Source organism: Microbacterium sp. SORGH_AS_1204 (genome assembly GCF_030818935.1).
Classification (GTDB): domain Bacteria; phylum Actinomycetota; class Actinomycetes; order Actinomycetales; family Microbacteriaceae; genus Microbacterium.
In genome coordinates this window covers 1,756,524-1,771,589 of the sequence record NZ_JAUTBD010000001.1, presented here as the reverse complement: position 1 = coordinate 1,771,589, position 15,066 = coordinate 1,756,524, and the positions used below count along the sequence as shown (strand labels likewise).

The following is a 15,066-nucleotide window of genomic DNA, read 5'->3' as shown; positions in this document are numbered from 1 at the left end:
CGAGGTCGTCGATCGCGTCACGGAACGGCCGTTCGACGGTGAGGGGGGGCCTCCGGCGTCGCTGTCAGACCCGCGGCATCCAGAAGTCGACGTGCGGTGGCCGCGGCCCCCGATCCGGACGCGCCCAGCGAGACGGTCCGGCCCGCCAGATCGCCGAGCGAGGTCATCCCATCGGCTGAGCGCACGATGCACTGCAGGTAGTTCTGGTACACGCGACCGATGGCGACGAGGTCGGCGCGCGTGCTCGCCGCCGCAGCCGAGTCGGCGAGCGAGAGCGCCAGGTCGACTCGTCCGGCATCGAGCAGGGCGAGGTTCTCGACGCTGCCCTCGGTGGCGAGCGCCGTGATCGCGACGCCCCCGTCGTCGCGAGCGACGGAGCTCAGCAGCTCGCCGAACTGCAGGTAACTGCCTCCCGCCTCGCCGCAGCCGAGGACGAGAACGCGGGGCGGGGCGGGGGCGCAGCCCGCGAGAGCCAGGCCGCCCGCGACCACGCCGGCGTGGAGGAACCCGCGTCGGGTCAGCCCCGTCATGGTTGCTCCCAGACGAGACGCGCGGCGAGGCCCCCGCAAGCGGAGCGGTCGAGGTCGAGCCGTCCGCCGGCGGCGCGCATCAGCTGGGCGACGATGGCCAGTCCGAGCCCGGAGCCGGTCTGCGTCGCGTCGCGCCCGGCCCGCCAGAACCGCGTTCCCATGCGGGCGAGGTCGTCGTCGGCGAGCCGCGTCCCGGAGTCGTCGACCGCGAGCCGGGTGCCGTCGGCATCCTGGGCGAGGCTCACGTGCACGGTCGCTCCGGCGCCGGCGTACTTCGTCGCGTTGTCGAGCAGCACGTCAACCATCTCGTCGAGGTCGGCGCGTCCGCACGGAACGGTCACCGCCGGTCCCGCCTCGGCGACGAGCCGGAGGCCTGCCGCCTCGACGCCTTCGCGGTGCCGCGCCACGAGCTCGGCGACGGTGACCGTGCACTCCCGCGGCGCCCCCTCGTCGCGGGCGACGTCGCGCCCCTGCGACTGCGCCGACGCCCGGTGCTCGGCGTTGGCGAGCGTCAGCATCCGCTCCACCGTGTGTTCGAGGCGATCGAGGTCGTCGTCGACCGCCGCGAGATCGTCTGCGGCTTCCCCCTCGCGCGGCAGACCGTCGACGCGGAGCCGGATCGCGGCCAGCGGCGTGCGCAGCTGGTGCGACGCGTCGGCGACGAAACCGCGTTGCTGCTCGAGACTGTTCTCGACCTCCTCCGTCATCGTCAGGAATGCGCGACTCAGCCGGCGCAGTTCGGGCGGGCCGGTGGGATGCAGCAGAGCGGGGTCGCGGTGCGCGGTGACGTCGGCGACGGCGGCGTCCAGGGCGCGCACCGGCCGCAGGATCCAGCGCGTCCACAGCAGCGACGCGCCCATCAGCGCGCTGAGCAGCAGCACTCCGGTCACGGCGATGAGGGCCCACGCGCGAAGCACGTCCGTCTGCGCACCCCGGAGGTCGACGCGCAGCACCACGACACCGGTGGACAGGTCGCCCGCAGCGATCACCGGCACGGCAACGAGGGCGGTGCTGGGCGCCCACGGTGTGACGCGGGGGAGCGAGAGCTGGGGAAGGGCTCGGGATGCCGCGGTGACGAGCTCGTCGACCCGCTCGTCGCGCACGAGGTCGCCGGCGGAGGCGACGGCATCCCCGCCCTCGTCGAGCACCAGGACGGACTCGGCGTACACCGCGTGGAACCGCTCGAGGTACGTCTGCAGGCCATCGACATCGCCCTGGACGAGCGCGGTGCGGGCACGCTGCACGACCTGGTCGAGAGCGGCGGTGCGCTGCAGGGCGAGCTGCTGCGTCCGCGAATCGGCGATCGACTGCGCGACCGGGGCGAGCACCGCGACCACGGTGATCAACCCGAACACCAGCAGCGGGAGCAGCACGCGCAGTTTCATGGCCTGTGCTCGAAGCGATAGCCGACGCCCCGGACGGTCGTGATGGTCGCCTCGGGCAGCTTCTGGCGCAGTTGGCCGAGATGCACGTCGAACGACCGCGACGAGGTCGCGTACGCGTCGCCCCACACCTCATCCAGCACCTGTCTGCGCGTGACGATCTGCCCCGCGCGACGGGCGAGCGAGACCAGGATGCCGAATTCGTTGGGGGTCAGCGACACCTCGCGCTCGCCCGCGGTGACGCGCCGGGCTTCGATGTCGATGTCGATGCTCCCGGCGAGCACTCTCATCGGCTCGTCAGGCGGGGTGTACCGCCGCGTGACGGCCACCAGACGCGCCAGCAGCTCGTGCAGGCGCACGGGCTTGACGAGGTAGTCGTCGGCGCCGAGGGACAGGGCCTTCACGGTGGAGCGCTCGTCGCCGCGGGCCGTGACGACGATCACGGGCACCTGGCTCACCGCCCGCAACCGGCGCAGGGCGTCGAGGCCGTCCATGTCTTCCAGGCCCAGGTCGAGCAGCACGATGTGCGCGTCGTGGTGGCGCAGCAGTAGGTCGCTGCCGCGGGCGACGCGCGTGCAGCTGTGCCCGGCGCGCTGCAGCGCCGACACGAGGGCTGCGGCGACGGAGCCGTCGTCCTCCGCGACGAGTACGTGCATGCCTTCATCGTAGGCATGCCGGTGCGTCGAACCGGGCGGCCGGAAGGATCCGAATGTAAGGCGCACGTAAGGATCCGTCGCTGGCGGTGGCGACCCCACCAGGATGTCTGCATACGCCTCGTCGCCGTCGCCGGGACCGTCCGACGGCATGCGAGACGACAACGCGTCCATCGACCGATCGGATCCTTCATGTCAACGACGACGACACCGGCCACCACCACGACGATTCCGACGAGCCTCCGACGCTCGATCTCGAACACCCTGAAGGGCTCGGCGGGCAACCTCGTCGAGTGGTACGACGTGTACGTCTACTCGGTGTTCGCGGTGTACTTCGAGTCGCAGTTCTTCAGCTCCGACGACAAGAACTCCACGATCTACGTGTGGGCGATCTTCGCCGTGACCTTCCTCATGCGTCCGATCGGGTCGTGGTTCTTCGGGAGGTTCGCCGACCGGTACGGCCGCCGCCTCTCACTCACCGTCTCGGTCTCGCTCATGGCGTTCTGCTCGCTGGTGATCGCTTTCGCTCCCACAGCGGAGATGATCGGCGTCGGCGCTGTCGTCATCCTCGTCTTCGCCCGTCTCGTGCAGGGGTTCGCGACCGGCGGCGAGTACGGCACGAGCGCGACCTACATGTCGGAGGCCGCCATGCCGGGCCGACGCGGCTTCCTGTCGTCGTTCCACTACGTCACCCTCGTCGGCGGCCACGTGCTGGCGCAGACGACGCTGCTGATCATGGTGCTGACCCTCGACGAAGAAGCGATCACGTCGTGGGGCTGGCGCGTCGCCTTCGCCATCGGCGGCGTCGCCGCGGTCGCCGTCTTCTGGATGCGGCGCACCATGGACGAGTCGTTGGAGAAGAGCGTCATCGCCGACACGAAGTCGGGCCGGTCGAAGGACTCGGGCTCGATGCGCGACCTGCTCGTGAACAACTGGCGTCCGCTGCTGCTCTGCTTCGCCGTCACCGCGGGCGGCACGGTCGCGTTCTACACCTACTCCGTCACGGGCCCGAACATCGTCAAGACGGCGTTCTCGGGCGGTGACGTCGTCACCGGCACCGTCATCAACCTCATCGCCCTCACGGCGCTCATGCTCATGCAGCCGCTCGGCGGGTGGCTGAGCGACAAGGTCGGCCGCAAGTCGCTCCTGGTCTTCTTCGGCGTCGGCGGAGTTGTCTACACCTGGTTCCTCATCACGATGCTCCCGCAGCAGACGAACGAGTTCGCGGCCTTCGCCATCCTGCTGGGCGGTTTCGTCATCCTCACCGGATACACCTCGATCAACGCGCTCGTGAAGGCGCAGCTGTTCCCGACCCACGTGCGGGCGCTCGGCGTCGGCCTCGGGTACGCGCTCGCCAACTCGCTGTTCGGCGGCACGGCGCCCCTGTTGTACGCCGGAGCGCAGTCCACCGAGCAGGTGCCGCTGTTCATCGTGTACGTGACGGTCATCATCGCCGCCTCGCTTGCGGTGTACATCTTCGCGCTGCGCAACAAGGCGCCCAACTGGCTCGACGACGAGCTCGTCATGCGCGAGGCGCAGCAGACGAAGACCCGCGTGCCGGTCGCGTCGCGCTGACCCCGCCCGCGCGGACGTCCCTCTAGCGTCGAGGGGCGTCCGCGCCTTCGGGCATGACGGGGAGGGATGCCGCGCCATTCCGGCGTGCGCGGTGCGGGAGGCGTCGACGAGCCTGAACACCTCGTCGCGCTGCGAGGTGTTGGAGCCTGTGAGAGACCCGGAGCCGCGCGCCACGCCGGAACGAAGAAAGCCCCCGCCGAAGCGGAGGCTTTCTTTCTGGGTGGACCTGAGGGGACTCGAACCCCTGACCCCCTGCATGCCATGCAGGTGCGCTACCAGCTGCGCCACAGGCCCGTATGTTTTGTTTTCCGCCCCGTTCGAGGCAACTCCATGAGCTTACAACACAGTTCGCGACGGCAAGAAATCGGCGCCGCCGGGCGTGTCGCCGGTACCCGTGACGGCGTCGATCACGGCCCGGCGGAGCAGCTGTCCGCGCTCGCTCAGAGCCCGCTGACGGGTGACGTACTCGGCTTTGCCGTCGGCGGTCTCGATGGCCACGGAGCGGTACCCCCAGGCGGTGAGATCGTAGGGCGACGCCTCCATGTCGAGGGTGCGGATGTCGCGCGCGAGCGCGAACGCGTCGAGCAGCAACGGGCCCGGTACGAGCGGGCCGAGCTTGACCGCCCACTTGTAGACGTCCATGCCGGCGTGAAGGCAGCCGGGCTGCTCGTGCTCGGCCTGCTCGTCGCGCGAGAGGAGCCGACGGTTGCGCGGTACGGCGTCGGGCGTGAAGAAGCGGAACGCGTCGAAATGCGTGCACTTGAGCTCGTGCGCCTCGACGACCGCGTCGGTGCCGTCGCGTCCGAGTCGCAGGGGCACGGCGTGGCGCACATCGTCGACGCGGTAGGCCATCGCCCATTCGTGCAGACCGAAGCAACCGAACTGCGCCGGACGGTCGCGCGTCGCCCGCAGCAGGTTGACGACCCCGCGGTACAGCGATCCGCGCTCGACGCGGAAGCGCGCGGCATCCACCTCGACGCCCTCGCCGTGCGAGACGTACCACCGCCAGCCGGCGCGCTCGTGCGCGTCGGCGAGCACGACGCCGGGCCCGGGATGCCAGCGCCGGAGGATGGCGGGCTTGTACGAGTAGTACGTGAACAGGAAGTCCTCGACCGGGTGCTTCTCGGCGCGGCTCGCGCGCGCCCGATGGTCGGCGGTGAGCGCGTCGGCGCGCTCAGCGTGCGCGGCCGCGGCAGCGGTCCATTCCGCGCGGGTCAGCGTGGGGGTGTCGACCAGCGTGCTCACTCGACCGCTTCAATGAGGTCGGGGGAATCATTGCGCACGTTGCCGACCGCGAGCGAGACGACATGGTCGTCGAGGGTCTCGGCGACATCGGGGGCGGCGTCGATCGCGGCATCCAAAATGTCACCGACGTTCTCGGTGGTCGGGTCGAGCCAGGCGTCGGCGAAGTCGGGGTCCATGAACAGGGGCATGCGGTCGTGGATCGACCCGAGTCGCCCGATGGAGTCGCGCGTGAGGATCGTGCAGCTCAACACCCATCGAGCGGGGTCGTCGTCGGCCAGCGCGGGGTCTTTCCACCACTCGTAGAGCCCGGCGAAGAACAGCGGCGAGCCGTCGGCCGGATGGATGTAATGGGGCGTCTTGCCCGCGTCGGTGGTCTTCCACTCGTAGTACCCGGATGCCGGGATCACCGCGCGCCGTTTGATGAGGGCGTTGCGGAACATCGGCTTGTCTTCGACCTCTTCGAAGCGGGCGTTGAACGCCCGCGCGCCGATCTTGACGTCTTTCGCCCACCCGGGAACGAGCCCCCACCGGGCGACCTCGAGCCGCCGCACGGGCGGCTCGCTCTTGATCGAGTCGAGCACGATGCCGACGCGCGAGGTCGGTGCGATGTTGTACGAGGGCGGGGGCAGCTCGTCGGCCTCGACATCGACGCGCAGCACCCCCACGAGCTCGGATGCCACATTGGCCACGACGAATCGACCGCACATGCTTCCACCGTACGCGCCCCCTCCGACATCGCGCCCTGCCGGGTGCGCCGGCGGCATCCGTGCGGGCCGGCCGTGCGCGGGTCAGGCGTCGCGCGAGACGACCCCGACGTCTTGCAGCCGGTCGAGCAGCGCCGCGCCGTCGGAGCCGGTCACCCACGGCACCTCGGCCGCGGAGTGGTCGTCGACCACCGTGCGTCCACCGGCGAGAACGGCCTCGGCGGGCAGAAGGCGGCGGATGGCGACCGCGGCGACGCTCTGCGGCCGTTCGATCGCGAAGCCCGTGTAGATCGCATCGTCGTGCTGACCGTCGTCGCCGACGAGCAGCCACTTCACGTGCGGGAACTCCTGCGCAATGCGGCGGAGGCTCACTTCTTTGTGGTCGCGGCCGCTGCGGAACCAGCGGTCGTGCGTCGGCCCCCAGTCGGTGAGCAGGAACGACCCCGACGGGAACAGGTGTCGGCGCATGAAACGCGTCAGCGTCGGCGCGACGTTCCACGCGCCGGTCGAGAGGTAGATCACCGGGGTGCCGGGGTGCTCGCGCGAGAGCCGTTCGAGCATCACCGCCATGCCGGGCACGGGCTGACGCGCGTGCTCGTCGACGACGAACGAGTTCCAGGCCGCGAGCAGCGGGCGGGGGAGGGCGGTGACCATCACGGTGTCGTCGATGTCGCTGACGACGCCGAAACGCACGTCGGCCCCCACGATGAAGACCCGCGTCTCGGTCGGTTCGCTGCCCTCCACCGACATCGTCACGGTCTGCCACCCGGGCGCGAGCGTTGCGGGGAGCTTCGCGTCGATGACGCCGCCGCGATCGGCCGCGAGGCGGTGGGTGACGCCGTCGATGACCACCTCGACCTTGGCCATGCCGACCGGCACCGCCGCGAAACTGCGCCACCCGCGGAGGCTGGCGAACTCGCCGGTGGACGTGCGCTTCTGCGGCGGGGCGATGAGCACCCGCCCGAGGACGCGGACCCATTCCTCGGTGCCGTAGCCGGGGAAGCCCACGACGGAGGGCCGCAGGCCGCGCGCGCGGGCGCGCCGCTCGCGCCAGCGGTGGAAGCGGCGTTCGAGACGGGCGAACCAGAGCACCTTGACGCGAGTGGAGCGGGAAGAACGAGGCATCCGCCTCAGTCTTTCACGTCACCGTCCGCGTGTTCGAGGTTCTGTTCGTCTTCGGCGAGATGTCGGCGCTCCGCCCGCTCGATGAGCTTCTTGCCGACGAAGACGAGCACGAGGAAGACCACGAGGATGCCGACGAAGATGTACCCCGCGTAATGAAGGCGATCCGCGAGCTCGCGATAGGTTCCCGCGGCGGTCGCCGCCACCGAGATGTACAGCGATGCCCAGATGACGCACGCCGGGGTGGTCCAGGCGAGAAATCTCCGGTAGCTGTAGCCGCTCATCCCCACCGTGAGCGGCACGAGCGAGTGCAGCACGGGCAGGAACCGCGACAGGAAGATCGCCAGGCCGCCGCGGCGCCGGAGATAGCGGTCGGCGCGGTCCCAGTTGCGCTCGCCCAGCTTGCGGCCGAGTCGCGACGCGCGGATGCGAGGACCGAAGTAGCGTCCGAGCCAGAACCCGAAACTCTCGCCCAGCAGCGCGCCCAGCACCACGGCTGCGGCGAGCACCACGCCTTCGAGCGGCGACCCGACGGCCGTCCCCGCCACGATGACCATCGTGTCGCCGGGAACGATGAGACCCACCAGCACGCTCGTCTCGAGCATGACCGCGATACCGGCGATGACGGTGCGCAGCACGGGGTCGACGTTCTGGACGACGTCGAGCAGCCACGTGAGGATCTCGTTCACCCCCGTCAGCCTAGAGCCGTCACGCACCCCTAGCCTGGGAGCGTGCCGCACTCCGCCCCCTCGTTCACCCGCGCCGCGTGGGTCGATCCCGAGGCGGCGTTCCTGCACCTGTTCGCCGACGCTCCGGGAGCCTTCTGGCTCGATGCGGGGCCCGCCGCCACCGCCGGGTGGAGCTGGATGGGCACGGGGCACCTCGACGCGTCGTCCCGCCCGATGCAGCAGGATGCCGCGGCATCCGGTGCCCGTGGAGGCGAAGGCGGTCCGTTCCGCGGCGGATGGGTCGGCTGGCGTACGTACGAGGGCGAGGGGTCGTGGCTGCGCGTCGACGCGATGCTCGCCTTCGACCACGCGTCGCGGCAGGCGTACGCCATCGGCGACCCGGCCCTCGCCGAGCGCATCGCCGACGCCCCCGCGCCCCGGGACGTCGCCCCCGCCGACGACCGCGGCGTGGCATCCGCCCGCGTCACCCCCGAACGCTACGCCGAGCTCATCGCCGCGTGCCGCGACCGCATCCGCGAGGGCGACGCGTACCAGCTGTGCCTCACCACGCGCTTCACCGTCGCCGGGCCCACGGATGCGCTGGCGGTGTTCCGGCGGCTCCGCCGGGCGTCGACCTCGCACCACGCCGGCTTCGTGCGCATCGCGGAGACGACGTTGGTGAGCGCATCGCCCGAGCGCTTCCTCGAGGTGCGCGGCGGTGCCGTGCACACGCACCCGATCAAGGGCACCCGCCCTCGTGCGGCCGATCCGGCGCGCGATGCGGCCCTCGCCGACGACCTGCGGACGGATGCGAAGGAGCGGGCCGAGAACGTCATGATCGTCGACCTGATGCGCAACGACCTCTCTCGCGTGTGCGAGCCGTCGACGGTGGGCGTCGACCGGCTGCTCGAGGTCGAGAGCTACCCGCACGTGCACCAGCTCGTCAGCGAGGTGTCGGGTCGGCTGACGGCCGGCACGACGATCGGCGCGCTGCTCGACGCGACCTTCCCGGCCGGCAGCATGACCGGCGCGCCGAAGGAGTCGGCGATGCACATCCTCGCCGATCTCGAGGCCGCCCCGCGGGGTCTGTACTCGGGGGCGTTCGGGTGGATCGGCGACGACGGGGCGGCGGATCTCGCCATGGTGATCCGCAGCATCGTCGCGCAACCGGATGCCGCCTGGGTCGGCGCCGGGGGAGGGATCACGTGGCGGTCGGCCGCGGCATCCGAGGTCGCCGAGGTCGGCATCAAGGCGCGCGCCCCGCTCGCGGCCCTCGGGGCCGTGGTGCCGCCCGGGTGGTGACGCGCGGTTCCGATAGCCTGGACGCTGGCCTCGCGGCCTCCCGACTCACACGATTGGCTTTTCCGTGTCTCAGAACTCCGCACCCGACGCCCGCGACGGTGGCTTCGACACCCACGCCATCCAGGCGAAGTGGCAGCAGGCGTGGGCCGAGAAAGACCCGTTCCGCGCCGGCGGCGACGACGATACCCGCCCCCGCAAGTACGTGCTCGCGATGTTCCCGTACCCCTCGGGCGACCTGCACATGGGCCACGCCGAGAACTACCTCTACAGTGACATCGTGGCGCGCTTCTGGCGCCACCGCGGCTACAACGTCCTGAACCCCATCGGGTGGGACTCGTTCGGTTTGCCCGCCGAGAACGCCGCCATCAAGCGCGGCGCCGACCCCGTCGAGTGGACCTACGCCAACATCGCCCAGCAGAAGGCGAGCCTGAAGGACTACGGCGTCTCGTTCGACTGGAGCCGCGTGCTGCACACCAGCGACCCCGAGTACTACCGCTGGAACCAGTGGCTGTTCCAGAAGCTGTACGAGAAGGGCCTGGCGTACCGCAAGGACGCGCTGGTCAACTGGGACCCGGTCGACCAGACCGTGCTCGCCAACGAGCAGGTGCTGCCCGACGGCACGTCCGAGCGCAGCGGTGCCGTCGTGGTGAAGAAGAAGCTGACGCAGTGGTTCCTGCGCATCACCGACTACGCCGACCGCCTGCTCGACGACCTCAACCAGCTCGAGGGCTTCTGGCCGAGCAAGGTCATCCAGATGCAGCGCAACTGGATCGGCCGCTCGGTCGGCGCCGACATCGAGTTCGAGATCGAGGGCCGCGACGAGAAGATCACGGTCTTCTCCACGCGCCCCGACACGCTGCACGGCGCGACGTTCTTCGTCGTGGCGCCCGAGTCCGACCTCGCGGCCGAGCTGGCGGCATCCGCTGATCAGGGCGTGCGCGAGACGTTCGAGGCGTACCTCGCGCAGGTGCAGCGCGCGACCGACATCGAGCGTCAGGCGACCGACCGTCCCAAGACGGGCGTGTTCCTCGGCCACTACGCGATCAACCCGATCAACGGCGAGAAGCTGCCGATCTGGGCCGCCGACTACGTGCTGGCCGACTACGGTCACGGCGCCGTCATGGCCGTGCCCGCGCACGACCAGCGCGACCTCGACTTCGCCCGCGCGTTCGACCTGCCCGTGAAGGTGGTCGTCGACACGAACGCCCCCGTCACGGGTGCGATCCCGGTCATCGAGCTGGATGACGACGGTGTGCCGATCGACCCGTTCGGCGACATCGACGATCTCGACCCGGTCAAGACCGGCATCGCCCTGACCGGCGACGGCCGCATGATGAACTCGGGCTCGCTGAACGGACTGTCCAAGCGTCACGCGATCGCCCGCATGATCGAGGAGCTCGAGGCCAAGGGCGTCGGCCGTGCGGCCAAGACCTACCGCCTGCGCGACTGGCTGATCTCGCGCCAGCGCTACTGGGGAACGCCGATTCCGATGCTGCACGGCGAAGACGGGTCGATCACGCCCGTGCCGGCCGACCAGCTGCCGGTCGTGCTGCCCTCTGTCGAGGGTCTCGACCTGAAGCCCAAGGGCACCTCGCCGCTGGGAGCTGCGACCGAGTGGGTGCAGGTCGCCGACCCCGAGACGGGTCAGACGCTGCTGCGCGACCCCGACACGATGGACACCTTCGTCGACAGCTCGTGGTACTACCTGCGCTTCCTGTCGCCGAACAGCGAGACCGAGGCGTTCTCGGGTCGCGAGGCGGCGAAGTGGGGTCCGGTCGACTTCTACATCGGCGGTGTGGAGCACGCGATCCTGCACCTGCTGTACGCGCGCTTCATCACGAAGGCGCTGTTCGACATGGGGCTGGTTGAGTTCACCGAGCCGTTCTCGAGCCTCATCAACCAGGGCATGGTCATCCTCGACGGCGCCAAGATGTCGAAGAGCAAGGGCAACCTCGTGCTGTTCCAGGAGGAGCTCGACGCCCACGGCGCCGACGCGCTGCGCGTGGCCCTCGCCTTCGCCGGCCCGGTGGAGGACGACAAGGACTGGAACGACGTCTCCACGACCGGTGCGGCGAAGTTCCTCGCCCGCGCCCTGCGCATCGCGCACGACGTCGACAGCGAGACCGACGTCGTGTGGGCCGAGGGCGACAAGGCGCTCCGCCGCGCGACGCACCGCCTGCTGGCCGAGGCGCCGAACCTCGTCGAGCAGACGAAGTTCAACGTCGTCGTCGCGCGCCTGATGGAGCTGGTCAACGTCACCCGCAAGACCATCGACGGCGCGGCCGGCGCGAGCGACCCCGCCGTGCGCGAGGCCGCCGAGGTCATCGCGATGACCCTCGACCTGTTCGCGCCGCACACGGCCGAAGAGATGTGGCAGACGCTCGGCTACGACGGCTTCGTGGGTCTTGCGACCTGGCGTCAGGCCGACCCGACTCTGCTCGTCGAAGACAACGTCGTGGCCGTCGTGCAGATCGACGGCAAGGTGCGCGGCACCCTCGAGGTCTCGGCCAAGATCGGCGCCGACGAGCTCGAGAAGCTCGCCCGGGCCGACGAGAAGGTGCGCCGAGCGCTGGGCGACCGCGAGATCGTCCGCGCGGTCGTGCGCCCGCCGAAGGTGGTCAGCTTCTCGACGAAGTAAGCGTCGACGACCGGATGCCACGTCGGCCGGCTCTCTGCGGAGGGTCGGGGGCGTGGCATCCGTCGTTCGTCACGGTGCTGCGGAGGTGCGCGTAGACCTCGCGAGCCCGGTCATCGACGAGGGGATGCCGGGAGTTTTCGGACATCAGGCTGGGCGCGGCTCCTCCCCGCGTCTCGGATCCTTCGGCGCGTCCACGGATCGGACGGTGTCGACGACGGCGCACGCGCACGACTGTCTAGCTTCGTGCCGTGACCGAGACACCCCCGACCGACGGAGCCAGCGACCGCCTGCCGCCGCGCACGCGGCTCGGCATCGGCGCGGTCATCGTGCTGGTGCTGCTGGCGTTCGCGGTGACGATCGGCATCGGAATGCTGCGCGGCGCGACGGGGACGCAGGTCGTCGAGCCCGTGTCGACGGCATCGTCTGAACCGCTCCTGCCCGCCGAGGCCGGCCTGTTCGTCCACGTCGCGGGGGCCGTGCGCGCGGCGGGGCTGTACCGCCTTGATGCGGGCGACCGGGTGGCCGACGCGATCGCGCGGGCGGGCGGCTTCGCCGATGACGCGGCCCGTGATGCCGTGAATCTCGCGCGACAGGTGGCCGACGGCGAGCAGATCGTCGTACCGGTGGTCGGGGCGGAGCCGTCCGGCAACGCGCAGGGCGGTGCCGCCGGCGACGGGTTGATCGACCTGAACACGGCGACCCGCGAAGAGCTCGACACGCTTCCCCGTGTCGGTCCCGCGATGGCCGACCGCATCATCGAGTGGCGCGAGACGAACGGCCGTTTCACCAGCGTCGACGACCTGCAGTCCGTGCCCGGATTCGGCGAGAAGATGCTGGCGGCTCTCCGCGACCTGGTGCGGGTGTGAAGGCGCTGCGGCGCCGGGCGCTGCGGCCGGTCTCCGTCGCGGCGGCGACGTGGGTCGGCGCGGGCGTGGCGACGTCGATCCCGGATGCCATCCTCCTCGCCGTCTCATGCGGCCTCCTGTCCTGCCTGGCCACCGTCGTCCTGGTGCGGTGGCGGCATCCGGCGATCGCCGTCGCCGCTGTCGCGCTGGCCTGCGCCGCCGCCACGGCGGGCACGGTGGCATCCCTCGCTCCCGTCCGGTCGCAGATCGCCGCGCTGCAGGCCGACGGTGGTCGGCACCTCGAGCTCGACGTGACGGTCACCGGGCGCATCGACGGCTCGGCAGACGGGGGAGCGTGGTTCGATGCGGTGGCCTCGACGGTGCGCGCGGGCGATGCGACCGTGGCCGGCGCCATCCCCGCCCGCGTGCTCGTCGACGCCGACGGCAGAGCCGCGCTGACGCGGGCGAGCATGGGAAGCGTCGTGGCGCTGTCGGGCCGAGCGATCCCCGCCGACCCGGGGGAGCGGGCGGCGCTGATCGTCCGCGCGGGCGACATCGACTCGGCCACCGAACCGGGCGGCGTCTGGGCGTGGTTCGAGAACTTGCGCGACGCACTCGTCGCCTCGACGACAGGTCTGCCGCAGCCGGGCGCGGGGCTCGTACCGGGACTCGCCGTCGGCGATACGTCGAGTCTCGACCCGGCGACCGAAGCCGCGATGAACGCCTCGTCGCTGTCTCATCTGACGGCCGTCTCGGGTGCCAACTGCGCGATCGTCGTCGGCGCGGCCTTCGCCCTTCTCGCGCTGTGCGGGGCCTCGCGGGGGCTCCGCGTCGTCGGAGCGTTCGTCGTGCTCGCCGCCTTCGTCGCCCTCGTCACACCAGAACCCAGCGTCGTGCGAGCGGCGGCCATGGCATCGGTCGCGATGCTCGCGCTGGCGCTGGGCCGCCCCGCCGTGGGCATCGCGGTGCTGTCGCTCGCGGTCACCGTGCTGCTGGTGCTCGATCCGTGGCTGGCGCGCTCCCTGGGCTTCGCGCTCTCGGCCGCGGCGACGGCTGCTTTGCTCCTGCTCGCGCGCCCGTTGGCCGGCGGACTCGAGCGATGGATGCCACGCGCCCTCGCCCTGGCCATTGCGGTGCCGACGTCGGCGCAGCTGGTCTGCGGGCCGCTCGTCGTGCTGATCGATCCGCACGTGCCGCTGCTCGGTATCGCCGCCAATATCGTCGCCGACCCGGCGGCGGCTCCGGCCACCATCGCCGGAGCCCTCGCCTGCATCGCGCCGTTCCCCTGGCTGCGCGACGGGCTGACGGCGCTGGCGTGGGTACCGGCGGCGTGGATCGCCGCGGTGGCGCACACGAGCGCATCGGTGGGCGCGCAGAACCTCCCCTGGCCCGACGGACTGACGGGCGCAGCGATGCTCGCGCTCGTCGGGGCGGCGATCTCTCTCGTCGTGGTGCGGCCTCGGAGTGCGCCCCGCCTCGTCGGCGTGGCCACCGTGGCGATGGCCGTCGTGGCGGGACTCGTGCTGGGCAGCACCGCCGTGCGCACGGTCGCGGGGCCGCTGACCGTGCCATCGGCCTGGCAGGTGGCGATGTGCGACGTCGGGCAAGGCGACGCGACCCTGTGGCGCTCCGGGACCGCCGTCGCCCTGGTCGACACGGGTCCCGAGCCCGAGGCTCTCGCACGCTGTCTGACGCAGTTCGGCATCGAGCGACTCGACCTGCTCGTTCTGACGCATTTCGATCTCGACCACGTCGGAGGCTCGCCCGCCGTCATCGGGCACGCGGCCCTTGTCGTGCACGGTCCCATCGACGGCGTTGCCGACCAGCGGTTGCTCGATCGCTTCGAGGCCGCGGGCGCCCGGCTGCAGGAAGCGACGACCGGCACGAGCGGAACGCTCGGCGCGACCCGCTGGCAGGCTCTCGGGCCGCCTCCCCGTGCCGCGCCCGGCAACGACGCGAGCGTCGCGATCGACGTCGCCGGTGTGGGCTTCCCCCGCACCGTGCTGCTCGGAGACCTCGGCGAACGGTCGCAAGCGGCGTTGCGCGCGCGCGTCGACGTCCCCCGCGTGCAGGTCGTCAAGGTGTCGCACCACGGCAGCGCGGATCAGGATGCCGGACTGTACCGGGCGCTGCATCCCGCCGTCGGTCTGATCGGCGTCGGCGCCGACAACACCTACGGTCACCCGACGGCGAAACTGCTCTCGATGCTGACCGCGCTCGGTGCGACGGTCGGGCGAACCGATCAGGACGGGGCGCTGGCCCTGTGGATCGACGCCGACGGCGGCCTCACGTTCTGGCGGGAACGGGCGACGACGGCGTCGTGGCTCGGCGCGTCGACCGCGTCTACCGCGTCGCCCGCTCGGGACCCTCCGAGACGGGATGTCGGAGCCGGTCGGTAGGCT

12 protein-coding genes and 1 tRNA gene are annotated in these 15,066 nt (G+C 71.1%); 5 read left to right on the top strand and 8 right to left on the bottom strand.

The genetic code is table 11. From position 1 onward, the window contains the following. Window positions 1–17 precede the first annotated feature (17 nt). From QE410_RS08065 to QE410_RS08055, 3 genes are read right to left on the bottom strand one after another with little or no spacing between them, the layout of a single operon-like run. On the bottom strand, window positions 18–530 hold the full coding sequence (locus tag QE410_RS08065; protein ID WP_307330279.1) for a TAXI family TRAP transporter solute-binding subunit: 513 nt from the start codon (window positions 528–530) through the stop codon (window positions 18–20). Next, on the bottom strand, window positions 527–1,915 hold the full coding sequence (locus QE410_RS08060; protein WP_307330277.1) for a HAMP domain-containing sensor histidine kinase: 1,389 nt from the start codon (window positions 1,913–1,915) through the stop codon (window positions 527–529). The genes QE410_RS08065 and QE410_RS08060 overlap by 4 nt, the downstream gene beginning before the upstream one ends. Beyond that, the gene (locus QE410_RS08055; RefSeq protein ID WP_307330274.1) at window positions 1,912–2,568 is read right to left on the bottom strand and encodes a response regulator transcription factor; all 657 of its coding nucleotides are present in this window, start codon (window positions 2,566–2,568) and stop codon (window positions 1,912–1,914) included. The genes QE410_RS08060 and QE410_RS08055 overlap by 4 nt, the downstream gene beginning before the upstream one ends. A 189-nt stretch (window positions 2,569–2,757) precedes the next feature. Between QE410_RS08055 and QE410_RS08050 the strand changes: the two genes are divergently transcribed. Next, a complete protein-coding gene (locus QE410_RS08050; RefSeq protein WP_307330271.1) occupies window positions 2,758–4,140 on the top strand; it encodes an MFS transporter in 1,383 nt (460 codons plus the stop codon). Between the two features lie 221 nt (window positions 4,141–4,361). On the opposite strand, the gene QE410_RS08045 is transcribed toward QE410_RS08050, so the two are convergent. The 5 genes from QE410_RS08045 to QE410_RS08025 form a co-directional block, all read right to left on the bottom strand. Next, window positions 4,362–4,434: transfer RNA gene (locus tag QE410_RS08045), tRNA-Ala, on the bottom strand. A 42-nt stretch (window positions 4,435–4,476) separates the two neighbouring features. After that, window positions 4,477–5,385, bottom strand: a complete 909-nt coding sequence (locus tag QE410_RS08040; RefSeq protein WP_307330268.1) for a 3-methyladenine DNA glycosylase — start codon at window positions 5,383–5,385, stop codon at window positions 4,477–4,479. Further along, window positions 5,382–6,092: an SOS response-associated peptidase gene (locus QE410_RS08035; protein WP_307330265.1), complete on the bottom strand. Its 711-nt coding sequence runs from the start codon at window positions 6,090–6,092 to the stop codon at window positions 5,382–5,384. The genes QE410_RS08040 and QE410_RS08035 overlap by 4 nt, the downstream gene beginning before the upstream one ends. An 81-nt stretch (window positions 6,093–6,173) precedes the next feature. Next, the gene (locus tag QE410_RS08030; RefSeq protein WP_307330261.1) at window positions 6,174–7,214 is read right to left on the bottom strand and encodes an App1 family protein; all 1,041 of its coding nucleotides are present in this window, start codon (window positions 7,212–7,214) and stop codon (window positions 6,174–6,176) included. Window positions 7,215–7,219: 5 nt separating this feature from the next. Beyond that, window positions 7,220–7,900, bottom strand: a complete 681-nt coding sequence (locus tag QE410_RS08025; protein ID WP_307330258.1) for a DedA family protein — start codon at window positions 7,898–7,900, stop codon at window positions 7,220–7,222. Between the two features lie 42 nt (window positions 7,901–7,942). Here QE410_RS08025 and QE410_RS08020 point away from each other — a divergent pair, with 42 nt between their 5' ends. The 4 genes from QE410_RS08020 to QE410_RS08005 all read left to right on the top strand — a co-directional run bounded on the left by QE410_RS08020 (window position 7,943) and on the right by QE410_RS08005 (window position 15,063). Then, window positions 7,943–9,181 (top strand): anthranilate synthase component I family protein, encoded by a 1,239-nt coding sequence (locus tag QE410_RS08020; protein WP_307330254.1) that lies wholly within the window; start codon window positions 7,943–7,945, stop codon window positions 9,179–9,181. A gap of 64 nt (window positions 9,182–9,245) precedes the next feature. Further along, window positions 9,246–11,819 (top strand): leucine--tRNA ligase, encoded by a 2,574-nt coding sequence (gene leuS, locus QE410_RS08015; RefSeq protein ID WP_307330252.1) that lies wholly within the window; start codon window positions 9,246–9,248, stop codon window positions 11,817–11,819. 248 nt (window positions 11,820–12,067) lie between these two features. Then, window positions 12,068–12,685, top strand: coding sequence for a helix-hairpin-helix domain-containing protein (locus tag QE410_RS08010; RefSeq protein WP_307330249.1), 618 nt, complete (start codon window positions 12,068–12,070; stop codon window positions 12,683–12,685). Beyond that, entirely contained in the window at window positions 12,682–15,063 is a 2,382-nt protein-coding gene (locus QE410_RS08005) for a ComEC/Rec2 family competence protein (RefSeq protein WP_307330247.1), read from the top strand. Before QE410_RS08010 ends, QE410_RS08005 begins: the two co-directional genes overlap by 4 nt. Window positions 15,064–15,066: the final 3 nt, after the last annotated feature.

Bases quoted from the DNA above. Each gene is read 5' to 3' on its own strand.
- QE410_RS08055 (WP_307330274.1), bottom strand. From the start codon at position 2,568: ATGCACGTACTCGTCGCGGAGGACGACGGCTCCGTCGCCGCAGCCCTC.
- QE410_RS08030 (WP_307330261.1), bottom strand. From the start codon at position 7,214: ATGCCTCGTTCTTCCCGCTCCACTCGCGTCAAGGTGCTCTGGTTCGCC.
- QE410_RS08035 (WP_307330265.1), bottom strand. From the start codon at position 6,092: ATGTGCGGTCGATTCGTCGTGGCCAATGTGGCATCCGAGCTCGTGGGG.
- QE410_RS08060 (WP_307330277.1), bottom strand. From the start codon at position 1,915: ATGAAACTGCGCGTGCTGCTCCCGCTGCTGGTGTTCGGGTTGATCACC.
- QE410_RS08050 (WP_307330271.1), top strand. From the start codon at position 2,758: ATGTCAACGACGACGACACCGGCCACCACCACGACGATTCCGACGAGC.
- QE410_RS08065 (WP_307330279.1), bottom strand. From the start codon at position 530: ATGACGGGGCTGACCCGACGCGGGTTCCTCCACGCCGGCGTGGTCGCG.